We start from the raw sequence: 25,987 nt of genomic DNA on the forward strand, positions 1-25,987 counted from the left end.
GTTAAACGCTGTCGGATGCCACCGGCAGCGCCTCGGATTTCCAGCGCAGCATGCCGCCGGCCAGATTGGCGACCTGCCTGAAGCCGGCCTTGGCCAGCAGCACGCTGGCCTGGGCCGAGCGCACGCCCGAGCGGCATACCGCCACCACCGGCCGCTCGCGGTCCAGTTCGCCCACGCGGTCCATCAGCTGCGACAAGGGCACCAGCCGCGCGCCCTCCAGATGGCCCAGCTGGTCGATGAACTCCGGCGCCTCGCGCACGTCGACGATTTGCACCCCGGCCGCATGTTCCAGCAGCGCCATCGGCTCGATTTCCCAAACGCCGCTGAAGCGCAAGGTCAGCGGCGCCCAGGCCGGCACTTCCGGCACAGGGGCATTGCCCTCCGGCTGGCCGCAGCGCATATTGGCCGGCACCGCCACGGCGATCAGCTTCGGATGCGGTAGATGGAGATTGTTCATATGCCCGGCGAAGTCGCCCTCGTCCACGTCGCCGCCCAGGCGCGGATTGAAGCGCCGTTCCTCGGCTACGCTGGTCACGGTAATGCCGCGATAATCGTGCGCGGGATACAGCAGGCAAACTTCGGGCAGCGACAGGATCTGCTCGCGCACCGAAGCGAACAACTGCTGCGGACTGCCCTGCTGGAAATCGGTGCGGCCGCAGCCGCGTATCAGCAGGCTGTCGCCGGTGAAGGCCATGCTCTCGTCATCCAGCACAAAGGTCAGGCAGCCGTTGGTGTGGCCGGGCGTGGCCCGCACCGTCAGATGGCGGCTGCCGAAATCGATGCGGTCGCCATGCCGCAGCGGACGGTCGGCCAGTTCGGCGCCCGCCGCTTCCGCCAGCGCGATGCGGCTGCCGCAGCTTTGATGCAGGCGCCAGGCGGCGGTCACGTGGTCGGCGTGGACGTGCGTATCCAGCGTGGCCAGCAGGCGCAGGCCCAGCTCCTTCAACAACGCCAGGTCGCGCGGAGCCTGCTCGTAGACCGGGTCGATCAGCAGCGCCTCGCCGCTGTCACTCAGCAGATAGGTGTAGGTGGAGGAAGTCGGATCGAAAAGCTGACGAAAAATCATGATGGCGGCATTCTAAAATATCAATCAAGCCTAAGCTTAGTCTGCTTGCCCGGTGCTGCGCAAGTGGTGCGGGTCAACCTGCCTGCCAGGAATCAGGTTGCAGCTCCTTGATTCGTTGCTCGGTGTGTTTCGTCATGCAATCGTGATAGCTTTCAGCGCCGCCAGTGCCGCCCTGATAGAGGCTCTGCCTGGCCACGCAGTCGGCGTCGCGGAACTCCACCCATTTTCGTTGCGACACAACGAGCAGCTTCTTCATGGCCGCACCGTTGTCGTAGGACGCCAGCTGCTTGAGTACAGTTTGATATACCGCATTCAGTTGCCTATCCTTGGCTTCAAATTTCTGCAAGGCGCACTGATTCACCTCGGGCGTGCCACGCGGGGTATCACACGGATCGTGGCCTTGGGCAAGCGCGCAGACCGGGAGCAAAGCGCCAAGAGCAGCTATTAAAATACGACGCATCAACGGCCTCCTGTTTAACTGCCACCCAGTGCGGCAGGATGCGGGAGGATAGCATTTCGCGTCGTCAGAAGGTGCGCGGATTGTCACACCACTTCAATGCCGGCGCGCTTCAATTCTCTGGCAAGAAACGGGTAGCACGCCATCCGCCGCATCCCTATGCTGAAGCCTCTCTATCACTTCAGCAGAAGGAAAACTCCATGCATCAGTTATCAGGAAAAGTGGCGATCGTCACCGGCGCAAGTTCGGGCATCGGCTACGAGACGGCCAGGTTATTTGCGCGTGAAGGTGCCAAGGTAGTCGTGACTGCGCGCCGCCAGGCCGAACTCAATGCGCTGGTCGCAGACATCGAACGTGATGGCGGCGAGGCGATCGCCGTCGCCGGCGACATCCGCGACGAACATCTGGCGCGCGCACTGGTGGAAACGGCCGTCGGCCGCTACGGCGGGCTCGATATCGCCTTCAACAACGCCGGCACAACGGGCGACACCGCACCGGCGTCCGACACTTCCATCGGCACCTGGCAGTCCACGCTCGACACCAATTTGACCAGCGCCTTCCTCGGGGCGAAATATCAGCTGCCGGCCATGATCAAGCGCGGCGGCGGTTCCATCATCTTTACCTCGACCGTCGTCGGCAGCACGATCGGCTTCCCTGGAATGGGCGCTTATGCCGCCAGCAAGGCCGGCTTGATCGGTCTGATGCAGGTCATCGCCGTCGAATATGGCGTCCACGGCATACGCGCCAACGCGCTGCTACCAGGCGGCACCGACACGCCGATGGGCCGCGCCACCGCCAACACACCCGAAGCACGCGCCTTCGTCGAAGGCCTGCACGCGCTCAAGCGGCTGGCACTACCAGAAGAAATCGCCCGTTCGGCGCTCTATCTGGCCTCCGACGCATCAAGCTTCACCACCGGATCGAGCCTGAGGGTGGACGGCGGCGCATCTGTCAACCGGACGTGATCTGCACCGCCAAGTGATTACGTCAACACTCCTCATGCGTGTGCATTTAGGTTAGAGTGAAGTCGGACTCAAAACAAGATAGGAGTGATTCGATGGCAGCAGATGTTGAAACGATGCTGTTCCCATCCCAGGGAGCGTTTGCGCAGTGGCTGGCAGCGCACCACGATAGCTCCGACGGGGTGTGGCTGCAGCACGCGAAGAAAGGGAGTCCGGTCCCTAGCGTAAGCTATCAAGAGGCATTGGAAGTTGCGCTGTGCTTCGGCTGGATCGACGGCCAGAAGCGTTCGCTCGACCTCCATCACTATTTGCAGCGCTGGACACCGCGTCGCCCACGCAGTCTATGGTCCAAGGTCAATCGCGAGAAGGTGCTGAGGTATATCGAGGAGGGTAAGATGCAGCCGAGCGGCCTGGCTGAAATCGAGCGAGCGAAAAAAGATGGTCGATGGGATGCAGCATACGAATCGGCTAGCATGGCGAGCGTGCCGCCCGAACTTCATGCAGCATTCGCTGACCACCCCGGGGCAGCCGAATTTTTCGCCACGCTCAATTCGCAAAACCGCTATACAGTGTTGTTCCGGGTGCAGACAGCAATAAAGCCCGAGACCAAAGTACGCAAGGCACAGGAGTACGCAGCCATGCTGGCTCGGCATGAGACGCCTCATCCGATCATGGCTAAGAAGCGGAGCAAAGCGGTCGAGGATGCGACATAAGTGAAGGGGCTAATCATCGAGGTGACGAACGCAAGCGGCCAGCAGTGGCCCGTCGGAGTCAAACAAGTGCTCGTGGCCTAGCAAGGCTCTACCTCGCAACAAGATCACCCACAAGGTTTGCTATATGTGCCGCATCCGAAGTAAGCAGCGCGGTATTTTGTAATCGTAAGCAGAAATTCCCGGCGCTATCGCCTAGCCTGTGATGAAAGAGTTGACCGTGATGTTAAGAAAGAACGCAACTATTGCAGTCATCGCGCCAGCCAGTGCGCCGGACATGACAAAGGTCGAGCACGGGATGGCGCGGCTACGCGATTGGGGCTTCCAAGTCGTGGAGGGCCATAACTTGCGCACGCGTTTCCGCTACACCGCAGGCACGGCGCAGCAAAGGACTGAAGACTTGCTGTGGGCGTTGTCCGATCCGCAGATCGATGCTGTATGGCTCGCACAGGGTGGATATGGTTGCGTCCATTGCATTCCCGACTTGCCGGACAACTTGCCGAAGGACCGAATCGTCATCGGATTCTCGGATGCGACATCGCTCTTTTGTGCGCTGACAAATAGGGGCCATACAAACTTGCTGCATGGCCCGATGGTGGCGTCCTTGGCCACCGATACCGATAAAGAAACGCAACAAAGCGTTTATGCGATGCTGGCCGGGACGGATCGGTCAGCCATGCTTGGTACGCACCTGTGTGGTCCCAAGGAAACGGTCACTGGGCCACTAATGGGCGGCAACCTGTCTATCCTCGCCAGCATTGCGGGTACGCCGTGGGCGGTCCGCGCCGAAGGGGCCATTCTCCTGTTAGAAGACATTCTCGGCGATGTCTACCGAATCGACCGAACGCTCGTCCAGTTGCGCGCCAGTGGATTTCTGAACGGCGTCAAGGGTATTGCACTTGGTGAATTTATTCGTTGTATGTTACCGGCAAATGCAGACTTCACTTTGAACGACGTGTTCGTTGATTTGCTGGAACCGCTTGACATACCGGTCGTCAAGGACATTGGGGTTGGACATGGTGCACGTAACCTGACTTGGAAATATGGTGAGCAGGTGACGCTGCGCGATGGTTCTATCCATCCCAGATAAGCTCATAGCCTGTCAGCATAAAGTCATCATTACCGCTATGGAGCGGCTTTAGCCTGAAGTGGGAATTCGTGAGTTTTGCAGATAAGCAAGCTGCTATCCTGAACGCCGTCGGCCGAGTTCGGCCACAAGCGGTCATTGGGTAAGTCCGGAAAAATGAGTGGAGAGAGTGGATGGCTCGCCTAGACTGCGCGAAAGCGACTTTACTTTTCTTGGTGTTGTTGTTGGCCCGACTACCGATCGCTAAGGCTGTCGATAACGCGGTCTATGCCCCAACGAAACTTAATATTTGTGATCCTTGCCCGGATCTCGAAATTCCTGTATCACGGCCACGCAGAGGCATTGTCATCAGCACCGGAGCTCTTTTTTCATCAAATGCCTCATGGAAGATTGTTGATCTTGATACTCATACGCTTAAGCATGTTTCGGTTCTTATAGACCGAATATCGGGAAACTGGGGTGCGCCAGCAGTCGAAAGCCAATTGCTTACGAATGACGAGGAATATAAAATTCTCATGAAAGCAAACGAAATATGGGCGGCGCCACATGCCATTCCAAGTATTTCTGTTATTCATCCCGTGTGGGGTTTGTCGCTCTTTGACGAGAATGTTGAACGGCGAGAAGGTGGAGCTGGCCTTCCTGATGGTGAGGCAAAAGAGCTAGTTTCAATTTTCGATGAAATTTGGCAGAAAAAAATAAACATTAATCTTCCACTGCCGGCCCGAACCTGGCTGCGAAGGATCGATTATTTTCAGGTTTAGCGTGGTCCGCTATGGGGCGGTTGCTGTCGGTCGCTTGACGTGACGTGCCAACTCAAATTTGAGTCCCATGCTTCAGCGACGACCCGATTGCCAGCTAGGGTATTTGCGCCGCCGAGTGATTGCGCGGCGTGGCGTCTTCGTGGAACAGATCGGCCAGGTACTCGCACAGCTCATGCTCCGCAAGCTCGCCAGGCACAACGAAATCCGCCGGGCGGCGCTTGCCTTCGGCGCCGAAGTAAAACGCTCGCCACGCGCCCTCCCCGCCGCTGATGGCGATCAGCCGGCCGAACACTTTGAAGCGCAGCTCCTTCACAGCGTCAGCGGCAGGCTGCGCAGGCGCTTGCCGGTCAGCTTGAACACCGCGTTGGCCACCGCCGGCGCGATCGGCGGCGTGGCCGGTTCGCCCATGCCTTCGGGATGCTCGGCGCTCGGCATGATGATGGTCTCCACCTCGGGCGCCTGGTTCATGCGCAGCACCGGATAATCATGGAAGTTGGTCTGCTCGACCTTGCCGTCCTTGATCGTCACGGCTCCGAACAAGGCCGCCGACAACCCGAACACCACCGCCGATTCCACCTGCTGCGCAATGATATTGGGATTGACGGCGATGCCGCAATCGACCGCGCACACCACCCGGTGCACACGGATCTCCGTGCCCTCGACCGACACCTCCGCCACCTGCGCGACGATGGTGCCGAACGACTGGTGCAGCGCCACGCCATGCGCGCGCCCCGCCGGCGCCACGCCGGCCCTGGCCACCGCCGCATCCAGCACCGCCAGATGGCGCGGGTGCCGCTTCAGCAAGCCGCGCCTGAATTCCACGCCATCCTTGCCCGCCGCATGCGCCAGCTCGTCGATAAAGCTCTCTTTGAAAAACGCATTGTGCGAATGCCCGACCGAACGCCAATACCCCAGCGGCACCGGGCTGTCGACGATCACATGGCGGATTCGCTGGTTGGCGAACTCGTACTGCATATCGAACTCGCCCTCGGCCGTGGTCTTGTCCGGCCCACCGGCCGGCAAACCCAGGTTGCGCTTGAAGAACTGGTGCGACACCGAACCGCTGGCCGACTTGTTATCGTAGCCCAGCACATTGCCCGCCGCATCCAGACTGGCGCTGAAGCGCGCCAGCGCCGCCGGGCGATACACGTCGTGCGTGGTATCGTCCTCGCGCGACCAGATCATCTGCACCGGCAAGCCGCGCGTCTCCTTGGCCAGCGCAACCACCTGCGCCACCATGTCCACGTCCAGCCGCCGGCCAAAGCCGCCGCCCAGCAGCGTCACGACCAGCATTACCTTGTCCGCCGAGACGCCGGCCACCTTCGCCGCCGTCTCCACCGCAAAACCTGGCGACTGCGTCGGCGCCCACAGGTATACGTAGCCGTCCTTGATCTGCGCCGTGCAGTTGACCGGCTCCATCGCCGCATGCGCCAGATAGGGTGCGCGATATTCCGCCGTCAGGGTCTTGGAGACGCCGGCGACCTTGCCCTCCACCGCGTCCATGTCGCCGTCCTTGTAGTAGGCGTGGCCCGATTCCGCATCCAGCCGGGCCGCGAACTCCGCGTAGATGGCGGCGCTCGACATCTTGGCCCGCTCGTCGGTCGCCCACTGCACCGGCAAGGCCAGCGCGGCCTGTTTGGCCTGCCACCAGGTCTTGGCCACCACCGCCACGCCGGCGCCGGCGCCGGTTCTGGGCGGCAGCGCGCTGGAAAAATCGACCACCCGCATCACACCCGGCATCTTCAGCACCGCATTGGCATCGACGCTGGCGACCGTGCCGCCGATCACCGGCGACATGCGCACCGCCGCATACACCATGCCCTCGGGACGCACGTCGAGGCCAAACTGCGCCGTGCCGTTCACCTTGGACGGCGTGTCGCGGCGCGGCTGCGCGCGGCCGATCAGCTTGAAATCCTTGGGCGCCTTCAGGCGGATCTCGCCCGGCGCCGCAGTGGCGGCGGCCACCGCCAGCGCGCCGTAGGCCAGGCGACGGCCGTCGGCATGGATGACGTAACCGTCTTCGGTGCGGCAGTCTTCCACGCGCGCATTCCATTGTTTGGCGGCGGCGGCAACCAGCATCGCGCGCGCGGCGGCGCCGGCTTCGCGCATCGGCTGCCACGCATCCTTCACACTGGACGAACCGCCGGTGATGACCAGCCCCAGCTCGCGCGCCACCTTGCCGACGGTCCAGCTGACCGCCGCTTTCAGGTTGCCGTTATCGTCCGGATGGAACGGCAAGCCGTCCTTGAGCATCGCGATATTGCCGTAGATTTTATCGGCCGGCGCCTGCACCAGCCGCACCGCCGACAGCGGCACGTCCATCTCTTCCGCCACCAGCATCGGCAAGGCGGTATGCACGCCCTGCCCCATCTCGCTGCGCGCCATGGCCACGCTCACCGTGCCGTCGGGCGCCACGGCGACCCAGCCATTGAGCGCGATCGAAGCGCCCAGCTGCATCGGATGCGAAGCATGCAAACGCTGCCTCGGCGGCAGCACGCCCCAGCCCACCACCAGCGCGCCGACTGCGGCCACGCCGCCGAAAATAAAGCGCCTGCGCGTTCTCATTAACGATGGCTGCACTGTGGGGTCTCCGGTTTTTTTATGGTTGATGCCAGCGTGCCAGCAAGTCTTGCGCTGCCACCGGCTTGCTGTAGAAGTAGCCCTGCGCCAGGCGGCAGCCGTGGCGCAGCAGGAAGGCCGCCTGCTCCTCGGTCTCCACACCCTCGGCGATCACGGACAGGTTCATGCTCTTGCCCAGCTGGATAATCGCGATGGCGATCGCCTCGTCGTTGACGTCGGTCGAGATGTCCTTGATGAAGGAACGGTCGATCTTCAAGGTCTGCACCGGCAGCTGCTTCAGGTAGGCCAGCGACGAATAGCCGGTGCCGAAATCGTCGATCGCCAGGCCCACGCCGATCGAATGCAGGTCGTTGATGAAGACCATGGCGTCGCCGGTGTTCATGATCACCGACTCCGTCACCTCCAGCTGCAGGCGGTCCGGCGCCAACCCGGTCTCGTGCAGGATGTCGGCCACCATGTTGACGATGCTGCCGCGCTCGAACTGCTTGGCCGACAGGTTGACCGCCATCTTTGGCACGTGCAGGCCGGCCTCCTGCCAGCGCATCATCTGGCGGCAGGCTTCTTCCAGCACCCACTTGCCCAGCTGGTTGATGAAGCCCGTGTCCTCGGCCAGCGGAATGAAGCGGATCGGCGGAATCAGGCCCAGTTCGGGATGGTTCCAGCGCACCAGCGCTTCCACGCCGATCAGGCGGCCGGTGTCGATTTCCACCTGCGGCTGATAGTTGAGGAAGATCTCATCCTTCTCGATCGAGCGGCGCAGGAAGGTCTCCAGCCGCAGGCGCTCGACGCCTTCGCCCGTCATCGACGGCGTGTAGAAGCTGTAGCCGTTGCGGCCGCGCGCCTTGGCCTGGTACATCGCCACGTCGGCATTCCGTATCAGCATATTCAGGTCGACCGCGTCTTCCGGGAACACGCTGATGCCGACGCTGCAGGTGACGAACAGCTCGTGGCCGGCCACCATGAACGGCTGCTCGAACATCTGCACCAGCTTCTCGGCGACCTGGCTGGCGCCGAACTGGTTCTCGATATTCTCCAGCAGCACAATGAACTCGTCGCCGCCCAGGCGCGCCAGCGTATCGCCCTCGCGCAAGCGCTCGTGCAGGGCCTTGGCGACCTGCTTGAGCAGCTCGTCGCCGATGTGGTGGCCCAGCGTGTCGTTGACGTTCTTGAAGCGATCCAGGTCGATGAACAACAGCGCCAGCTGCTCGCCGTCGCGCGAGGCGCGCTGCAAGGCGTGCTGCAGGCGGTCGTGGAACAGCAGGCGGTTCGGCAGCGCGGTCAGCGGATCATGGTGCGCCAGGTGGTCCAGCTTTTCCTGCGATTCCTTGGCCTTGGTGATGTCGCTGAACACGCCGACGTAGTGCGTGGTCTCGCCCTGGGTGTCGCGCACCGCGCTCACCGTCAGCCATTCCAGATACAGCTCGCCGTTCTTGCGGCGGTTCCAGATCTCGCCGCGCCAGAAGCCGGTTTCCACCTGCTCGGTCCACATGTTGGCGTAGAAGTCGGCGTCGTGGCGGCCGGAGCGCGTCAGCGTATGGTCGTGGCCCAGCGCCTCCTGCTCGGTGTAGCCGGTGATCTGCGTGAAGGCCGGATTGACCGCGACGATGGTGCCCTTGGCGTCGAGCACCACTACGCCGTCGGCGATGTGCTCGATCACGGTGGCGGACAGGCGCAGCTTCTCCTCCGCCTCCTTGCGCGCGGTGATGTCGGCATACACCCAGATGCTGCCCTCGTTGGCGCGCTTGTTGTCGAGCGCATAGCCGCTGACCATGCACCAGAACAGGCTGCCGTCCTTGCGGCGGTAGTGGCGCTCTTCGTTGAAGTAGTCGCCTTCCGACAGCGACGGATACTGGCGCGCGCCGGCCGATTCGAAATCGAAGGAGTTGGGGAAGACGATGGCGGTCGAGGCGCCGGTCATGGCGCCCGGCTCGTAGCCGAACAATTCTTCGCAGCGGCGGTTGACCGAGACGATCTGGCGGTTACGCACGAACATCACGCCAAACATCACGTTGTCCAGGATCGCGCTCTGCTCGGCCAGCAGCGCCTCGATGCGCATCTCGTTGTGCTTGCGCTGGCTGATGTCGGAGATGATGCCGTCCACCCAGGGCGCCAGGCCGGCGCCGTCGTGCGGCTGCGGCTGGCCGTTCTCGGCCACCCAGCGCTCGGTGCCGGAGGCGTCGAGGATGCGGTATTCGACCTCGTAGGACTGCGCGCCGCGGATCGCGTCGGACACCGCGCGGCGCTGCTTCTTGCGGTCTTCCGGCGCGATCAGGTTGGTCCACGAATGGGTGGTGCTGCGCATGAACTGCGCGGCCGAGTAGCCGGAGATCTCTTCGATGGCGTCGGAGACGAAATCGATCGGGCCGTCCGGGCGGAAGCGGAACACCGCGCCCGGCACCTGGGTGACGATGGTGCGGAAGCGCTCCTCGCGCTGGCCGATGTCCTCGAACAGGCGCTTGATCGCCACCCGCATCTGCTCCAGCTGGCCGGCCAGGCGGCCCAGCTCGTCGCTGCCGACCAGGTCCAGCCGGGTTTCGAAATCGCCGTGCGACAGGCGATCGGAGAAGCGCATCAGCTTGCGCAGCGGCTTGATCAGGCGGGAATTGAGGAACAGCACGATCAGCAGCAGCGACACCATCAGCTGCCCGGCCAGCACGAACACATAGGAAATCTGCTTCTCGCGCAGCTCTTGCTGGCTGCGGGCGTCGTCCATCTCGACCGTGATGCGGCCGATGCGCTCGCCGCGCACCAGGATCTCGCGCTCGGCGCGGAACACATTGCCGGCCGCCTGGCGCGGCGAATGCACGCTCATGAACTGGGTGTCGGCCTGGCCGACCACTTCCACCTGCAGCACCGACTGGTCGCGCATCACCGATTCGACCAGCGAATGGGCCGACTCGGCGTTCATATTCCACAGGGATTCCTGCATGCCCAGCGCCAGGATGTCGGCGTTGCGCTGCAGCGACTCCTTCAGCGTGGCGCGCGCCGACTGCTGCTCGTGCACGCCGATCAGCAGGTAGCTGCCGATGATGGCCGGGATCACCAGGCCGCCGAACACCACCAGCAACAGCGCACCATAGATCGATAGACCGTACAGGGCGCTGAGCCGGGTACGCATCCGCTGGTAGAGGGTGCTAGTCATGCACCGGTACGTAGTAGTGATAAGTTTGCATCATCTGTCTAAAATTGGTTAGTCGCGCAAACTCTAAGCTTACTAACTGGAATTATGCACGGAAAATCATCGAAAAGTCATGGTCCAAGCAAAAAACCCACAGGCAGGCTATCATCGCGACTCAATTCAACAGAGGACCTTGCCATGACCACTTTCTCCATGTATTCCGCTTCCATTCCCGTGTTCAAGCAAATTCTGAACAGCCTGTTGGTCATCCTCGACAAGGCTGAAACCCACGCCGCCGAGAAAAAAATCGAACCTAACGCGCTGCTGCAATTCCGCCTGTTCCCGGACATGCTGCCGTTCACGCGCCAGATCCAGATCGCCTGCGACTTCTCGAAAGGCGCCGCAGCCCGCCTGGGCGGCCTGGAAGTGCCGTCGTACGAAGACACCGAAACCAGCTTCGCCGACCTGAAAGCGCGCATCGTCAAGACCCTGGCCTACATCGACAGCGTGCCGGCCAGCGCCATCGAAGGCAGCGAAACCCGCGAAATCACCACCGGCAGCGGCGAGAAGACCAAACACTTCACCGGCCAGACCTATCTGTTCCATTACGCGCTGCCGCACTTCTTCTTCCACGCCACCACGGCTTACGACATCCTGCGCCACAACGGCCTGGACATCGGCAAGAAGAACTTCATCGGCACCTATTAATCAAGTGTTCCGGCGCGGGTAGCCCTGCGCCAGGATGCGCTGCCACACCAGCTCCTTCTGCTCGGCGTTCATCGACACCCAGTGCGCCACCTCGACCACCGACCTGCCGCAGCCACGGCAGATCTCGTCGAAGGTGGTCGAACACACCGCCACGCAGGGCGTATCCGGCCGTACCGGCAGGTCGGCCATCATTTCACCTGCATCAGCTTGTCCCAGCCGTCATGGCCCAGGGCGCGCAGCGTCTCGATGTTCTTTTCGAAGATGTCGCCCGCTTCCGGGAAAGCCTCGACCGCGCGTTCCACACTGTCCTCGCGCAGCAGGTGCAGCGTCGGGTACGGCGCGCGGTTGGTGTAGTTTTCGATGTCGTTCTTGTGGGTGTCGGCGAACTGGTAGTCCGGGTGGAAGCTGGCCACCTGCAGGATGCCGTCCAGCTCCAGGTCTTCCAGCGCGGCGTCGGCCACGTCCAGGAACTCGTTGTAGTCTTCGAAGTCGGCCAGCACGTTCGGGTGGATGATCATGGTCGTGTCGACCTTTTCCGGCGAGGTCTCGGCCAGGTATTCCAGCTCTTCTATCAGCTTTTCCAGCAATTCCTCCGGCGTGGCCGCTTCGCACACCACGTAGCGGATCTGCTTCTTCACATGCACGGCCTTGGCAAACGGACACAGGTTCAGGCCGATGACGGCCTTCTCCACCCAGTTGACGGTCTCGGCGACGACGGCGTCGTGATCGATGGCGGGCTTACTCATAGTTCAATTCCTTGGTGACTGCTCAAAAGCAGAATTGTACGCACTCTTTGCGCGAACTCATACTTCAGCCATTTTGCAGCCATCTCCGGCTTATTTACATAGAACTATTGCGCAAAAGAATTAGTCATCGGCCTGACATATTTCTTGACTCGCTAACCCGACCTTCGTACACTCCACGTTTATTCATAGTCCGCTCGATGTTGCTCGTCGATAACAATGGAAAACTATGCAAGCACGTATTTCTAAATCCGCCGCCTTGGCGACCCTGCTGGCCCTGATGGCGCCGGCGATCAGCCAGGCCTACGATGAGGCACCGGGCCTGCCGCCGGCGGCGCCCCTGCCGCTGTCCGCCCTGCCTAACGCCCTCCCCAAGTCGTCCGCCCTCGATACCTCCTCCCTGAAAGTCAACAAACCGGCCAAAGCAGCCGAGGATGACGCTTTCCGCGAGAAAGACGTCTGGGGCCGCATCCGCAGCGGCTACGCCATTCCGGATATCAGCAACGAGCTGGTGGCCAAGCACGTCAACTGGTACGCCGCCCGTCCCGACTACATCAGCCGCACCACGGCGCGCGCCTCGCGCTACCTGTTCCACGTCGTCACCGAGCTGGAAAAGCGCGGCATGCCGACCGAACTGGCGCTGCTGCCCTTTATCGAATCCGCGTTCAACCCGCAAGCCCTGTCCAGCGCCAACGCCGCCGGCATGTGGCAGTTCGTGCCGGGCACCGGCCGCGACTACAACCTCAAGCAGGACGCCTTCAAGGACGAGCGCCGCGGCGTGCTGGCCTCGACCGACGCCGCGCTGAGCTATCTGCAGCGCCTGTACGATATGTTCGGCGACTGGCAACTGGCGCTGGCCGCCTACAATTGGGGCGAAGGCTCGGTGCAGAAGGCCATCAAGCGCAACCAGGCCGCCGGCAAGCCGACCGACTTCGAAAGCCTGGCCGAGCTGATGCCGGCCGAAACCCGCAACTACGTGCCCAAGCTGCAGGCGGTGAAGAACATCATCGCCAATCCGGCCCAGTACGGCCTGAACCTGCCGGCCATCGACAACACGCCCTATTTCACCGCCGTCGACAAGACCAGCGACATCGACCTGACCATCGCCGCCCACCTGGCCGAGCTGTCGGTCGACGAGTTCAAGGCGCTGAACCCCCAGTTCAAGCGCCCGGTCATCACCGGCGACGAGCAGACCAAGATCCTGCTGCCCAAGGAAAACGCCGACAAGTTCCACCTGAACCTGGCGCAATGGGGCAAGGACCTGTCGACCTGGACCACGCACAAGATCACCACCGCCCGAGAAAGCATCGGCACCCTGGCCTCGCGCTTCCACACCACGCCGGAAGTGATACGCCAGGCCAACAACATTCCGCAGAAGACCCTGTTGAAAGCCGGATCCACCATCCTGGTGCCGAAGATTTCGACCTCGGCCAGCGTCGACATCTCGCCCGAAGTGGAGCGCAACGCCACCGTCGCCTTCGAGGCCGAGCGCGAGCGCACCACCAGCAAGGCCGGCTACAAACTGGCCAAGGGCGGCAAGGCCGCCAAGTCCGGCCCGGTGGCACTGGTCAAGGCGCGCGTCTCGCGTGACGCCGTCAAGGGCAAACACCACAAAAACCGCGATTAAGCGACGCCCGGCCCCGGTTTGAGCGCACGCCACCGGGGCTGCGGCTGCGATCAAAGGTTGCAGTCGCGGCCTACTCGCCCTACAATCTTGGTCTTGCAGCGGCCGGCAACGCGCCTCTCACACACACACAACCCCACTGACGTCGCCAGCCAGCCACCCCAGGCAAGCCACGGCGCGCAGTTGCAATCGGAGTCACTATGGCGTTCTTGCAAGGCAAAAAAATCCTCATCACTGGTTTGCTGTCGAACCGTTCCATCGCTTACGGTATCGCCAAGGCCTGCCATCGCGAAGGCGCCGAACTGGCGTTCACCTACGTCGGCGAACGCTTCAAGGACCGCATCACTGAATTCGCCGCCGAATTCGACAGCAAGCTGGTCTACGACTGCGACGTCGGCAGCGACGAGCAGATCGCCGCCCTGTTCGCCGACCTGGGCAAGAGCTGGTCGCAGCTGGACGGCCTGGTGCACGCGATCGGCTTCGCGCCGCGCGAAGCGATCGCCGGCGAGTTCCTGGACGGCCTGACCCGCGAGAACTTCCGCATCGCCCACGACATCTCGGCCTACAGCTTCCCGGCGATGGCCAAGGCCGCGCTGCCGCTGCTGAAGGAAGGCTCGTCGCTGCTGACGCTGTCCTACCTGGGCGCGGTGCGTGCGATCCCTTACTACAACACCATGGGCCTGGCCAAGGCTTCGCTGGAAGCGTCGGTACGCTACCTGGCGGAAAACCTGGGCAAGCTGGGCATCCGCGCCAACGGTATCTCGGCCGGTCCGATCAAGACCCTGGCCGCGTCCGGCATCAAGGACTTCGGCAAGCTGCTGGGCTTTGCCTCGTCGCACGCGCCGCTGCGCCGCAACGTCACCATTGAAGAAGTGGGCAACACCGCCGCCTTCATGCTGTCCGACCTGGCTTCCGGCATCACCGGCGAGATCACCTACGTCGACGGCGGCTTCTCGCACGTCATGGGCCTGAACGCGGAAGACTACACCTAAGCAGCACCCCGCCTCACCCAAGCAAAACGCCCTGCATGCAGGGCGTTTTTATTGGTGGTACCGGATTAGCTGCGGCGACGGCGCAGCCAGGCCGCCATGCCCAGCAGGCCGGCGCCCAGCATCAGCGCCGACGATGGCTCCGGTACCGCAGCCGTTACGCTGACGTTGTCCAGGCCGACATACCACACCGCCTGGCCGCCGGCGAACGAGACGTCGGTGGTCGCGCCGCTGGCCACGAAGGACATCGTCACATGGTCCCACGAGCTGGGCAGGTTGGAGGTCGAGGTCCAGACTTGCTGGCCCACCACATTGCCAGCCGTGACAAACAGGCTGTCGTTGCTGCCGAAGTTATAGTTATTCGAATTGCCGATGTCGAAGCTCAGCGTGTAAGACGCGCCCGCCGTGGTGGCGATGGTCTGCTTGACGCCGCCGCCGGTGGCGCTCTGGTCGTGCCAGCCGGTCAGGTCGAGGAAGTTATTGCCCTGCGACGCGTTGATCGAATACGGATTGCCCAGGCCGATCCAGGCGATATCGTTGCCGCCGATGACGGTCCAGCCAGCCAGCGTGCTGCCATCCCCGCTCAACAGCTGCTGCGCCCCGGGATCGCTGTGATTGACGACGATGGCGCCGGCTTCAAAGCTGCCGTTGGTGATTAGTTCGGCCGCACCCGCGTGCGCGGCCAGTGCCAGCGCAGCGGCCAGCAAGGTCGATTTCAGTTTCATGGTCTTCCCCAAAGTGATAGGCGTGGCGACATCAGATCAGCTAGTATAGATTGTAATTTTCACATCATCAAGCACGAGAGGCGAGCTGTGCAGACGCACGCACACTGTCAGATTGCAAGCTGGTGGAACGCAGTCTCGTCCGAGCAAAACGCCCTGCATGCAGGGCGTTTTTCATCAGAGCTCGATCTTCAGGAGCTGCACCGGCGCCGCCCAGCCGGTGCCGGCGTACAGCCGGCCGTCACTGCCGAAGACCAGCGTCATGGTGTACGGCAGTCCACCCATCAGTTGCCGCACTATGACGGTGCCGTCCGGCTTCACCTGGCGCAGATCGCTGTCGCCGGCGACGTAGGCGTTGCCTGCCGCATCCACCGCGATCGAACCGTCAGACGGGATGATGCGCTTGGGGATGTGGGCGACGGTTTTCACCGTGCCATCCGGCAGCACGCGGCGCACCGCGTCGCTATCGTTGACCAGCAAGGCGCCCGATGCGTCGAACGCCAGCGCGGACGGGCCGTGGAAGGCGGCCTGCGCGCCGACGCCGTCATTGCCGTCGCCCGGCCCGCCGCCAGCCAGCACGCTGCGCACACCGGCCGCGCTGAACTTCAGGATGCGCTTGCCGAGGTAATCGGACAGATACACATTGCCGGCGCCGTCGACCGCCAGCTGTACGCTGGCCTGCGGCGCCACGCCGCCATTCCAGCCGGTGAACCATGGCTTGACCACGCCGTCGGGAGTGCGACGATAAATCGTGTCATCGCCGGCGCCGGTGCCGTAGAAATTGCCCGCGGCGTCCAGGGCCAAGCCACCGAAGGCGGCGGACGGCGTGCTGCTCAGCGTCGTCACCGCGCCGTACGGAGTGATCTGCCGGATACCATTACGGTCCGATGCAAAGAGATTGCCGGCCTTGTCGGCAACCAGCTGATAGATGCCGCCGAACCGCGCCTGGCTGCCGCTACCGTCCAGCGGCGTCTCGCCGCCACCGATCCGGCCACCGCCGGCGATAGCCTCGGACACCGCCAGCGCCACCTGCGACGCGGCCCGGGCCACCACCTGGTTGGTGGCCGCGCCGGTGGCCGTCGCCGGCACCGTCACTTTCGTCCCTGCCACCACGTTGACCGTGTTGGACTGCCCGTTGACGGTGATGGTCGAACCATCCGGCCCGCTGATGACAGCGCCCGCCTGCACCAACACCGTTTCGTTGGCCACCATCAGATGGGTGGTGCCGGCCGCGACGGTAGCGAAAGCGCCCGGCGTCGACGTCGTTGTCGCCGCCGTCTGCGACGCGCCGCCATTCGCCGCACCGCCACTCCCGCCGCCACAAGCCGACAGGCCCGCCATCACCACCAACAACAAAGCTGCACGCATATTAATTAATTTTATTAAATGGATAACACGCAGCAATATATCGCAGGACTTACTCTCCCGATATCAATAAAGTCGTGGCCTCCCTCTAAAACGCGCACATGAATGCCACTCACGAAAGTAACTGCGGCACTGCACAATAGACCGGGATTGACCTATACAGACCAGACTAACTGCTGTATAGTGTCGCCTGTGCGCTGCAATGAGCGCGCTGCAACAAAAGCAGCGCCGATTGATCAGCCAGGTATTACTAGCAGCTTCGCAAGCCTTAGCGCATCACCCTGATGTCGCTATTAAAGCCCTCCCGCCTTTGGTGTCGCACCTGACACCGTCCCGGCGCAAAGCTTTTGTGCCGAAATTTCTTTCGATTTTGATTGAGTCATTTCGTTTTGGTAGGCGTAGCTATTTCGCGTTCGGCTTTTGCACGAACGCCGGTTTTTTACGAAAGAACAGCATGACATTTGAAGCACTTGGTCTCAACACGTCCCTCATTAAAGCCCTGACCGACGCCGGCTACACCGCGCCGACTCCAGTACAGCAGCAGGCTATCCCTGCCGCTATCGCAGGCAAGGACTTGTTGGTTTCCTCGCAAACCGGTTCCGGCAAGACTGCAGCGTTCATGCTGCCGTCGCTGCACCGTTTGTCCGAGATCGACCCGGCAGCTGCCGGCAAGACTCCGAATCAAGAAATGCAAGCCGCCCGCGCCCGTGGCGAGCGCCCACGTTTTAAAGCTGCACAGCCAAAAATGCTGGTGTTGACCCCAACCCGCGAACTGGCCCTGCAAGTGACCACCAATACCGACAAGTACAGCGTCAACCTGCGCCGCATCAAGGCCGTGTCGATCCTGGGCGGTATGCCTTATCCAAAACAGATGCAACTGCTGGCCAAGAATCCTGAGATTCTGGTGGCAACCCCAGGCCGTCTGATCGACCACATGGAATCGGGCAAGATCGATTTCTCGCAACTGGAAATCCTGGTGCTGGACGAAGCCGACCGCATGCTGGACATGGGCTTCATCGACGACATCGAAAAAATCGTCGACGCTACCCCATCGACCCGCCAGACCATGCTGTTCTCGGCCACGCTGGACGGCGTCGTCGGCAACATGGCGCGCCGCATCACCAAGGATCCGCAGATCATCCAGATCGTCAGCGCCGCCAACAAGCACGAGAACATCACCCAGCGCGTTCACTTCGTCGACGACCTGTCGCACAAGAATCGCCTGCTGGACCACCTGCTGCGCGACGACTCGCTGGACCAGGCCGTGGTCTTCACCGCCACCAAGCGTGACGCCGACACCATCGCCGACCGTCTGAACATCGCAGGTTTCTCGGCCGCCGCACTGCATGGCGACATGCACCAGGGCGCCCGTAACCGCACGCTGGACAGCCTGCGCCGCGGCCAGGTCAAGATCCTGATCGCCACCGACGTTGCCGCTCGCGGTATCGACGTGCCGACCATCACCCACGTGTTCAACTACGACCTGCCGAAGTTCCCGGAAGACTACGTCCACCGCATCGGCCGTACCGGCCGTGCCGGCCGCAATGGCCTGGCGATCTCGCTGGTGAACCACGCTGAAGGCATGAACGTCAAGCGCATCGAACGCTTCACCAAGCAGCTGATTCCGGTCAACGTCATCGAAGGCTACGAGCCTAAGAAGACCGCGTCGGCATCCCGTTCGGCTCCGCGTCCAGGCGGCTGGAAACCAGGCGACAACCGTGGCGGCGCCAAGCCATCCGGCCAGCGCACCTTCAGCAAGCCAGGCGCACCGCGCAAAGAAGGCAGCACCACCGGCGGCGGCTACAAGGGCAGCAACCCGCGCAGCACCGACGGCGCACGCCGCAGCTACGGCGACCGTTAATCGCTAGTCCGCTGAATTAAAAAGCCCCCGTTGGCCTGATCGCGATCAGTGCCGACGGGGGCTTTTTGCATTGACTCTATCGCTGACGCTGCACCAGTTCGACGATGACTTGTTCTAGCGTCGTCGTTCCCGCCCATTCAATCGCGGCGGCATCGTTCTTGATGTCGATATGCGGGCCATTGAGGCCACGGGTCATTTCGGTGAAGCCAGCCAGCGCGGCTCGCGAGAAATCGGCATCCGCCAGCGCATTGGCCCACTCGGTTTCCGGCAGGGCTGCCACCTCGACAGGCTTGCGGAGCGCGGCTGAAATAATGGCGGCGACGTCATTCGGAGCGTAGTCCCGGGGCCCCGAGAGCGTGACGACGCCGCTCCCCTTCCTTGCCTCCTGCAGCAAAGCAGCGGCAGCGGCGCCGACATCGACAGTCGCCACCATCGGAATAGGACGCTGCGGCGGCGCCAGAAACGTCGGCAGCGTGCCGCTGCGCACCGCAAACCCGACCAGCGGCATCCAGTTCTCCATGAAATACGCCGCGCGCAGGAAGGTGGTGGGCACACCGGTTGCGCCCAAACGCTGCTCGAACATGCGGTTCATCCCTATCCATCCCGTTCCGCTTTCACGGTCGGCGCCCACCGAGGACAGCGCCACCAGCCTGGGCACGCCCGCCGCAAGCGCAGCGCGCGCCGTGATATCGGCAATCACCCCTGCACGCTCGAACAAGTCTTCACGGTGGTAGTGCTGCGGACTGACGACGTAGGCGCCCTGGACCTGACTGAGCGCCTTGACCATAGAGGCGAGGTCGGTCAGGTCGGCCACGGCGACTTCTGCGCCGCGTTCGGCCCACGGCCGGCCTTGGGCCGGGTCGCGCACCACCACGCGCACAGGTTGGCCTGCGCGCAACAGCGCATCGGCGGCGGCCGCGCCGGTACGGCCGGTCACGCCGAACACGACGTAAGGAAGGGGGAAGGAAGTAGTCATACGGAAATCTCCTATTCAGATGAAACCGAATGGTGCATGATGGCTCGACATTCACCAATGACATAAAAGTGATAGCCAACATGCACCAAGTGGATTTATCTACAGTCGACCTCAACCTGTTAAAACTGTTCGAAGCGCTGGTTCGGGAGCGCAGCGTCACCCAGGCGGGCCTGCGCCTGGGCCTGAGCCAGCCGGCGGCCAGCCGCGCGCTGGCGCGCCTGCGCACGATGCTGGGTGACCGCCTGGTGGTGCGCGGCAAGCTCGGCCTGGAACTGACACCGCGCGGTGAGGCGCTGGCAGCTCCGGTGGCCAAACTGCTGGACGATGCCCGTGGCCTCATCTCGCCGGCCGTCTTCGATCCCGCCTCGGCGACGGGCCGCATCACGATCGCCGCTCACGACCACCTGAGCCTGATGGTCCTTGCTGGTTTGATGGCCCGCCTCGAGCGCCATGCGCCGGCGCTCAGCCTCCATATCGCGCAACCTGTCGGGGACAACGTGCGGCTGATCGAACAGGGCGGCGCGGAGCTGGCGCTGGGAATTTTCAAGACGCTGCCCGGCAGCTTCCATCGGCGCGGCCTGTACGCCGACAGCCTGGTGTGCGTGGCGAGGTCCGGTCACCCCGGCCTGGCGGACGGCCTCAGCCTGGAGCGTTATGTGAGCTTGCGTCACATAGCCGTGACCATTTCCGGCGTGGGAGAAAGCGCGGTCGACGTGGCGCTGTCGGCACAGGGGCTCACGCGCCACGTCGCGCTGCGGGTCCCCCACTTTCTTGCTGGTGCGATGCTGGTGGCGGACAGCGACATGATACTCACGCTGCCTGGCCGTCTGGCGCACCAGCTGGCGAAAACGCTCCCGCTAGCGCTGTTGGATCTGCCGCTACAGGTCGCGCCCCTGTCGCCAGCCATGATCTGGCACGAACGCTTCCACCGCGACCCTGCCCATGTCTGGGTCAGGCAACAGTTGGTCGATGTCGTCGCGTCGTTCAACACGGTCGCATAAATGCACGCGCACTACTTCCTGGCCGCGATCCGCAAGATCCGGCGGAAGGTGGGGCATTCCATGTGGCTGGTGGCCTTGCACACGGCAGCATGCCGCAGGCCATCGCGCATGGTCGTGAGTTTCTTGATGGTGCGGTCCAGGTCGTCCGCTTTGGCGGTCAGCAGGTGGCGGTCGATGCTCAGGTCGCCGTCGGCGCCGAACATGCCCGCGATCTCGTCCAGCGTGAAGCCGGAGGCGCGCCCCAGCGCGATCAGCGCCAGGCGCTCCACCACGTCCGCATCGAACAGCCGGCGCAAGCCGCGCCTGCCGATCGGGGCGATCAATCCCTTTTCCTCGTAAAATCGCAGCGTGGATGCCGGCATGCCCGATATCCGCGCCACTTCGGCTATGTCCAGACTCGCCATCGCTTGACCTCAAGTTGACTTGAAGTGGCACAGTAGCACTTTCACTTTTTGAACACAAGCGAGAGGACACTTCATGGATGCATCACTATGGAACGGCGTGGCTGGTAACACCTGGGTCGCCGCGCAAGACATGCTCGACCGGATGTACCAGCCCATCGAGGACTTGATCGTCCAGGCCATCCCCGCCGAAGCCCGCCGGGTGCTGGACGTCGGCTGCGGCACCGGCGGCATCGTCCACGCCATCGCACGCCGGCTCGGCCCGGACGGCCACTGCACCGGCATCGACGTCTCCGCGCCGATGCTGGCTGCCGCAGCAGCCAGGGGCCGGCAGTCCAACATCAGCTACATCCTCGACGACGCGCAACAGCACGCCTTCGAAACCGCCACCTTCGACGCCATCGTCTCCCGCTTCGGCCTGATGTTCTTCGACGATCCCGTGGCCGCGTTCGGCAAGCTGCGGCAGGCGGCGCGCGAAGGCGCAAGCTTGCACGCAATCGTCTGGCGCAGTCCCGAGGAAAATCCCTTCATGACCGCCGCCGAGCGCAGCGCGGCCGGCCTGCTGCCCGGCCTGCCGGTCCGCCGTCCCGACGAGCCCGGCCAGTTCGGCCTGGCCAACCGGCAGCGCCTGCACGCCATCCTTGAACAAAGCGGCTGGCGCGCCATCGACATCGAGCCGCTGGATGTGGTGTGCAGCTTCCCCGAAAACCGTTTATACCAATACCTGACCCAGCTCGGCCCGGTAGGCCGCGCCCTGCAAACGGCGGACGAGCACACCCGCCAGCAAGTGGCGCAAGCCGTGCGCGCCGGCTTCGAGCCTTACGTGCATGGCGACGAAGTCCGTTTCACTGCGGCGCTGTGGAGCGTCAACGCCAGCGCGGGCTGAGCACCACCTACGGCGGCACGCCGTGAGCGCGGACCATCATTTCGGACCGCACGACATGCGGCGTTTTTCCTGTCCATCCCTGGAATGCCCTGGCAAAGGAATTGGCGTCCTCAAATCCCAGCAAGAAGGAAATCTCCGCGCTCGACATCGCCGTGTTGCGCAGGTAGTGATGTGCCAGCGAATCGCGCAAGGTGTCCAGCGTCTGCTGGAACGTCGTACCCTCGTCTCGCAGCCTACGTTGCAGCGTCCGGCTGCTGACCGCGAGTTTTCGGCACACCGCCTGCATGGAAACCTCGCCCGCCGGCAGGGCCTCAAGCAGCGTGCCGCGCACCCGCTCGACCATGCCGGCCGTCCGCTCCAGATCGGCAAGCCGCTGACGCAACGACGGCTCGAAGAACAGCCACATCTTGTGGTTCTCGGTCAGGAAAGGACGCTCCATATCCTCGGCGGCAAACACCAGCGTCGCCAACGGCGCGTCGGTCACGGCAACGCCAAAGTAAGGCTGGTAGCGCGCCCCATCCGTGTCGACGCCCGGCATGGCCGGCCAGCCTACCCGCAACGGCCGCACATGGCTGCGTGTCGCCAAACGCGCCAGCTGCACAAAGAACACCAGCTTGAACGCCAGGAACACACTGGGCGCCGGCATGGCGCGGTCCAGGAAATCGATGGACACGGTGGCATGCAGCTCCGTGCGCTCGATCCGGATTGCCATCGGCGCGATCAACTTCACATACTTGGCCAGCCGCCCAAGCGCGCTGCCCAGGTTGGCGCTGCACAGCGCGGCGAACAACTCCGGGTCGAACCAGTCGGAAGACATCACCTGGGCGATGCGCAGGGGCGCCGGCAAGTCCGGATCCAACGACACAGCCTCCGCCTCGATAGCCGTCCACAGCTTGAAGAAATCTACCGAATCCAGCCGAACATTCTGGCGTGCGAACAAGTCCCCCGGCAACTGCGCGCGGCTCAACACCGGCGAGGTCGCCAGGCCCGCATCCTGCATCAGCAAGCGCCAGCCTGGCCATACCGCATAGTCCAACATCCCGCCGCGCCGGCCCGGCGGAGCAGCATTGTTTTTGATATCCATCGCCCCAGTCTATTACGCCGATCGCGCCACAGCAATAGCGGATCGCGCCAACCCGCGCGCCCCTCATCTTGGCGCGGTTCGCAGTCAGGTTGGCGCCTTCCGCGAGTGACTATCCAACGCCACGCAGGCACAGTACAACCCATGCCACTTTTTGGGAAAGCCATCGAAATGAATAAGACAATCTTAATCACGGGCGCATCGTCGGGTTTCGGACTGATGCTTGCTCATCACCTTCACCAGCAAGGCCACAAGGTAATCGGCACCAGCCGCGAACCGGAAAAGCACGCAGGCCAGCTGCCGTTCAAATTGCTGCGACTGGATATCGATGACGAGCTATCCATCCAGTCGTTTGCCACGACCTTGTTTCAACACGTCAAACAGCTGGATGTTCTGGTCAACAACGCGGGCTATATGGTCACCGGTCTGGCGGAAGAGACGCCGCTCGAACTGGGCCGGCAGCAGTTTGAAACCAACTTCTGGGGCACGGTGAAGGTCACGAACGCCCTGCTGCCCTACTTCCGGGCGCAAAAACAAGGGAAAATCATCACCGTCAGTTCCATCGTCGGCCTGATCGGACCACCTAACCTGTCCTTCTACACCGCGTCCAAGCACGCGGTCCAAGGCTACTTCAAGTCACTGCGATTCGAGCTGAACCAGTTCAACATCAAGGTCAGCATGGTGGAGCCGGTTTGGTTCAAGACCAATCTTGGCAACAATGCCGTCTCCGCAGACAAAGGCGGCATCGCCGACTACGACACCTACCGCAGGCAGGCCAACGCCGCCACCCAAAAAGGCCTGGACGAAGCGCAGGCTCCCGACGCTGTGGTCCACACCATCACCCGGCTGATCGGCGCCAAGGAGCCCAGGTTCAGCAATCCAGTGGGGAAAATGACCGGCATGATACTTTTCCTGCAAAGCTATGCACCCAAGATGTTCGAAGGCTCGATCCTGAAAAGCGTGGCGACAGCATGAAGTACTACCTGTGCAAATTTATTCCACCGCGCGCGAACTTCCTGGCGACGATGTCCGCCGATGAACAGCAATGGATGAAGCAACACGGCGCCTACTTGAACCAGCTTCTGGCCCAGGGCATCATCGTGGCCCACGGCCCAGTGCTGGATCCGTCGGGCGCCTATGGCGTAGCGCTATATCAGATCGCCGACGAAGATGATATCGCCGCGTTGACAGCGACAGATCCCATCGTAAAGAATGGTGTCGGACACTATGAGCACCATCCGATGCCGCATCTGACATCAAAGTAAGGGGCTGCACTTTTGCGGCGCGCGCCTTTCCTGTATAACATGCCTTCAGGCCTTATCAGGAGTAGCAGTGCGTGCCTTTCCCCATCGTCACCTCGCCGCCGGCATTTGCCTGGCCGCCGCCGTCCACTGCTGCGCAGCGGCGCAGACGGCGGCCGCGCTGCTGGAGCAGGCCCGCAACGCGGTCGGCGGCGACGCCTGGCTGCGCGTGAGCACCCAGCACATGGACTTCGTCCGCAGCTACCCCGACCACGACGAAGCCGGCAGCAGCGACATCGACTACGCCAGCGGCCGCTACGCGCAGCGCATCCCCTCCTCCGCCATCGCCCGCCTGACGTCGCGCTCCGACGGCAGCAGCTTCTGGCGCCAACGGCTGGGCCGGATGGAAAAGCTGGAAGGCGCCGCCGCCGACCCGGCGCAGCACCTGGGCCGCCAGACCTACGCCTGGTGGTTCGCGCGCGGCAAGGAGCAACAGGTGCAGCTGCTGGCGCCGCGCCTCCATGACGGCATCGCCTACGACGTGGTGCACATCGTGCTGGCGGACGGCAGCGCCTTCGACTACTGGATCCACCCGGCCACGCATCGCGTCGAGCGCCGCCAGGAGCTGGTCGACGGCAAGACCCGCACCGTCGACTACCGCGACTTCCGCCGCGTCGGCAACGTCACCTTGCCCTACGAGGAACGCGAGCGCGACGCCGACGACAGCAAGGACCTGGAAGTGCTGCGCATCGCCAGCATCGTGCTGAACCGCCCCGCCGCGCAGATGGATTTCTCGCTGCCGCCGCCGGCCGCCATGCAGGGCTTTTCCGCCGCGCGGCCGGCGGTGACGGTGCCGTTCGAACACTGCCACGGCCACATCTGCATCATGCTCAACCTGAACGGACGAGGCCCGTTCCGCTTCGTGCTCGACACCGGCGCCCGCAACGTCATGAGCGACAAGCTCTACAAGCTGCTGCAACTGCCGGCCGAAGGCCGCGGCATCCTGTCCGGCGTGGGCGAGCAGGCCGAGCGCGGCGCGCTGACCACGGTGCGGCAAATCGCCCTCGGCGGCCTGACGCTGGCGCACCAGCCCTTCTTCACCAGCCCCACGCTGGACGAGCTGCCGATCGACGGCGCCATCGGCTACGAATGGCTGTGGAGCACGCCCACCTTGATCGACTACGCCCAGCAGCAGCTGACCTTCTACGACCCGGCCACCTTCGTCTACCAGGGCGAGGGCAGCGCCATCCCCTTCTCCTTCCGCGACAAGACGCCGCAGATAGCAGGCGTGCTGGACGGCCTGCCCGGTCAGTTCACCATCGACACCGGCAGCGACGACACGCTCACCCTCGGCAAGTCCTTCGTCGACCGCTTCGGCCTGATCGACAAATACCAGGCCGGCGGCGAGCTGCGCGTCAGCCGCGGCATCGGCGGCCACGCGCGCACGCTGGCCACGCGCGGCACGCTGTTCGAAATCGGCGGCGTGCGCATCGCCAACCCGGCGCTGGAGCTGTCGCGCCAGCCGCAGGGCGCGCTCGGCGCCGACCTGGCCGGCAACATCAGCAACGGCATCCTGCAGCAGTTCAGCGTGCTGTTCGACTACCAGCGCGGCAAGGTCTACATGACGCCGAATAAAATAGTCGATTAG

General features: G+C 63.1%; 25 protein-coding genes. 13 read left to right on the plus strand and 12 right to left on the minus strand.

Features of this window, described 5'->3' with window-relative positions; translation table 11 throughout:
• Position 1 precedes the first annotated feature (1 nt).
• Together D0T21_RS11290 and D0T21_RS11295 are read right to left on the minus strand one after the other, a co-directional pair.
• Positions 2–1,066, minus strand: a complete 1,065-nt coding sequence (locus D0T21_RS11290; protein ID WP_116989752.1) for an MBL fold metallo-hydrolase — start codon at positions 1,064–1,066, stop codon at positions 2–4.
• Between the two features lie 73 nt (positions 1,067–1,139).
• Positions 1,140–1,526, minus strand: a complete 387-nt coding sequence (locus tag D0T21_RS11295) for a lysozyme inhibitor LprI family protein (RefSeq protein WP_116989751.1) — start codon at positions 1,524–1,526, stop codon at positions 1,140–1,142.
• Between the two features lie 197 nt (positions 1,527–1,723).
• Between D0T21_RS11295 and D0T21_RS11300 the strand changes: the two genes are divergently transcribed.
• The 4 genes from D0T21_RS11300 to D0T21_RS31680 all read left to right on the plus strand — a co-directional run bounded on the left by D0T21_RS11300 (position 1,724) and on the right by D0T21_RS31680 (position 5,043).
• Positions 1,724–2,488, plus strand: a complete 765-nt coding sequence (locus D0T21_RS11300; RefSeq protein ID WP_116989750.1) for an SDR family oxidoreductase — start codon at positions 1,724–1,726, stop codon at positions 2,486–2,488.
• A 92-nt stretch (positions 2,489–2,580) separates the two neighbouring features.
• Entirely contained in the window at positions 2,581–3,198 is a 618-nt protein-coding gene (locus D0T21_RS11305) for a YdeI family protein (protein WP_116989749.1), read from the plus strand.
• A 202-nt stretch (positions 3,199–3,400) separates the two neighbouring features.
• Positions 3,401–4,285: an LD-carboxypeptidase gene (locus D0T21_RS11310; protein WP_116989748.1), complete on the plus strand. Its 885-nt coding sequence runs from the start codon at positions 3,401–3,403 to the stop codon at positions 4,283–4,285.
• A 170-nt stretch (positions 4,286–4,455) separates the two neighbouring features.
• A complete protein-coding gene (locus D0T21_RS31680; RefSeq protein WP_147328091.1) occupies positions 4,456–5,043 on the plus strand; it encodes a hypothetical protein in 588 nt (195 codons plus the stop codon).
• A gap of 94 nt (positions 5,044–5,137) precedes the next feature.
• Here D0T21_RS31680 and D0T21_RS11315 read toward each other — a convergent pair whose 3' ends face one another.
• Genes D0T21_RS11315 through D0T21_RS11325 form a run of 3 tightly spaced genes read right to left on the minus strand, consistent with a single transcriptional unit; the run spans position 5,138 to position 10,765 of the window.
• Positions 5,138–5,356 (minus strand): hypothetical protein, encoded by a 219-nt coding sequence (locus D0T21_RS11315; RefSeq protein ID WP_116989747.1) that lies wholly within the window; start codon positions 5,354–5,356, stop codon positions 5,138–5,140.
• Positions 5,353–7,608: a molybdopterin cofactor-binding domain-containing protein gene (locus tag D0T21_RS11320; protein WP_116994399.1), complete on the minus strand. Its 2,256-nt coding sequence runs from the start codon at positions 7,606–7,608 to the stop codon at positions 5,353–5,355. The genes D0T21_RS11315 and D0T21_RS11320 overlap by 4 nt, the downstream gene beginning before the upstream one ends.
• A gap of 34 nt (positions 7,609–7,642) precedes the next feature.
• Positions 7,643–10,765 (minus strand): EAL domain-containing protein, encoded by a 3,123-nt coding sequence (locus D0T21_RS11325; protein WP_116989745.1) that lies wholly within the window; start codon positions 10,763–10,765, stop codon positions 7,643–7,645.
• Positions 10,766–10,939: 174 nt separating this feature from the next.
• On the opposite strand from D0T21_RS11325, the gene D0T21_RS11330 reads away from it, so the two are divergent.
• Positions 10,940–11,449: a DUF1993 family protein gene (locus D0T21_RS11330; protein WP_070359083.1), complete on the plus strand. Its 510-nt coding sequence runs from the start codon at positions 10,940–10,942 to the stop codon at positions 11,447–11,449.
• On the opposite strand, the gene D0T21_RS11335 is transcribed toward D0T21_RS11330, so the two are convergent.
• Both D0T21_RS11335 and D0T21_RS11340 read right to left on the minus strand, forming a co-directional pair.
• On the minus strand, positions 11,450–11,638 hold the full coding sequence (locus tag D0T21_RS11335; protein WP_116989744.1) for a DUF1289 domain-containing protein: 189 nt from the start codon (positions 11,636–11,638) through the stop codon (positions 11,450–11,452). It abuts the gene before it with no gap.
• Entirely contained in the window at positions 11,638–12,195 is a 558-nt protein-coding gene (locus tag D0T21_RS11340; RefSeq protein WP_116989743.1) for a DUF1415 domain-containing protein, read from the minus strand. Before D0T21_RS11340 ends, D0T21_RS11335 begins: the two co-directional genes overlap by 1 nt.
• Positions 12,196–12,421: 226 nt before the next feature.
• On the opposite strand from D0T21_RS11340, the gene D0T21_RS11345 reads away from it, so the two are divergent.
• Positions 12,422–13,819 carry a transglycosylase SLT domain-containing protein gene (locus tag D0T21_RS11345; RefSeq protein ID WP_116989742.1) on the plus strand — a complete coding sequence of 466 codons (1,398 nt, stop codon included), beginning with the start codon at positions 12,422–12,424 and terminating at the stop codon, positions 13,817–13,819.
• Positions 13,820–14,016: 197 nt separating this feature from the next.
• Entirely contained in the window at positions 14,017–14,808 is a 792-nt protein-coding gene (gene fabI, locus D0T21_RS11350) for an enoyl-ACP reductase FabI (RefSeq protein WP_116989741.1), read from the plus strand.
• Positions 14,809–14,873: 65 nt separating this feature from the next.
• Here the strand turns inward: fabI and D0T21_RS11355 are convergent, their stop codons facing one another.
• Entirely contained in the window at positions 14,874–15,530 is a 657-nt protein-coding gene (locus D0T21_RS11355; RefSeq protein ID WP_116989740.1) for a DUF642 domain-containing protein, read from the minus strand.
• Between the two features lie 174 nt (positions 15,531–15,704).
• A complete protein-coding gene (locus D0T21_RS11360; protein WP_147328092.1) occupies positions 15,705–16,895 on the minus strand; it encodes a hypothetical protein in 1,191 nt (396 codons plus the stop codon).
• Between the two features lie 451 nt (positions 16,896–17,346).
• Between D0T21_RS11360 and D0T21_RS11365 the strand changes: the two genes are divergently transcribed.
• The gene (locus D0T21_RS11365; RefSeq protein ID WP_116989738.1) at positions 17,347–18,753 is read left to right on the plus strand and encodes a DEAD/DEAH box helicase; all 1,407 of its coding nucleotides are present in this window, start codon (positions 17,347–17,349) and stop codon (positions 18,751–18,753) included.
• Positions 18,754–18,829: 76 nt separating this feature from the next.
• On the opposite strand, the gene D0T21_RS11370 is transcribed toward D0T21_RS11365, so the two are convergent.
• The gene (locus D0T21_RS11370) at positions 18,830–19,729 is read right to left on the minus strand and encodes an NmrA family NAD(P)-binding protein (RefSeq protein WP_116989737.1); all 900 of its coding nucleotides are present in this window, start codon (positions 19,727–19,729) and stop codon (positions 18,830–18,832) included.
• Between the two features lie 29 nt (positions 19,730–19,758).
• Here D0T21_RS11370 and D0T21_RS11375 point away from each other — a divergent pair, with 29 nt between their 5' ends.
• Positions 19,759–20,730: a LysR family transcriptional regulator gene (locus D0T21_RS11375; protein ID WP_116989736.1), complete on the plus strand. Its 972-nt coding sequence runs from the start codon at positions 19,759–19,761 to the stop codon at positions 20,728–20,730.
• 11 nt (positions 20,731–20,741) lie between these two features.
• Here the strand turns inward: D0T21_RS11375 and D0T21_RS11380 are convergent, their stop codons facing one another.
• Positions 20,742–21,134 (minus strand): helix-turn-helix domain-containing protein, encoded by a 393-nt coding sequence (locus tag D0T21_RS11380; RefSeq protein WP_116989735.1) that lies wholly within the window; start codon positions 21,132–21,134, stop codon positions 20,742–20,744.
• A gap of 73 nt (positions 21,135–21,207) precedes the next feature.
• Between D0T21_RS11380 and D0T21_RS11385 the strand changes: the two genes are divergently transcribed.
• Complete coding sequence (locus D0T21_RS11385; RefSeq protein ID WP_116989734.1) at positions 21,208–22,017, plus strand: class I SAM-dependent methyltransferase; 810 nt, start codon at positions 21,208–21,210, stop codon at positions 22,015–22,017.
• Between the two features lie 7 nt (positions 22,018–22,024).
• Here D0T21_RS11385 and D0T21_RS11390 read toward each other — a convergent pair whose 3' ends face one another.
• Positions 22,025–23,056: an AraC family transcriptional regulator gene (locus D0T21_RS11390; RefSeq protein ID WP_229211443.1), complete on the minus strand. Its 1,032-nt coding sequence runs from the start codon at positions 23,054–23,056 to the stop codon at positions 22,025–22,027.
• A gap of 213 nt (positions 23,057–23,269) precedes the next feature.
• On the opposite strand from D0T21_RS11390, the gene D0T21_RS11395 reads away from it, so the two are divergent.
• The 3 genes from D0T21_RS11395 (at position 23,270) to D0T21_RS11405 (ending at position 25,987) form a co-directional block, all read left to right on the plus strand.
• Positions 23,270–24,073: an SDR family NAD(P)-dependent oxidoreductase gene (locus tag D0T21_RS11395; protein ID WP_116989732.1), complete on the plus strand. Its 804-nt coding sequence runs from the start codon at positions 23,270–23,272 to the stop codon at positions 24,071–24,073.
• Complete coding sequence (locus D0T21_RS11400; RefSeq protein ID WP_116989731.1) at positions 24,070–24,363, plus strand: YciI family protein; 294 nt, start codon at positions 24,070–24,072, stop codon at positions 24,361–24,363. The genes D0T21_RS11395 and D0T21_RS11400 overlap by 4 nt, the downstream gene beginning before the upstream one ends.
• 67 nt (positions 24,364–24,430) lie before the next feature.
• Positions 24,431–25,987, plus strand: a complete 1,557-nt coding sequence (locus tag D0T21_RS11405) for a pepsin/retropepsin-like aspartic protease family protein (protein ID WP_116989730.1) — start codon at positions 24,431–24,433, stop codon at positions 25,985–25,987.

This window comes from Duganella sp. BJB476 (assembly GCF_003416895.1).
Taxonomy (GTDB): Bacteria; Pseudomonadota; Gammaproteobacteria; order Burkholderiales; family Burkholderiaceae_D; genus Rugamonas.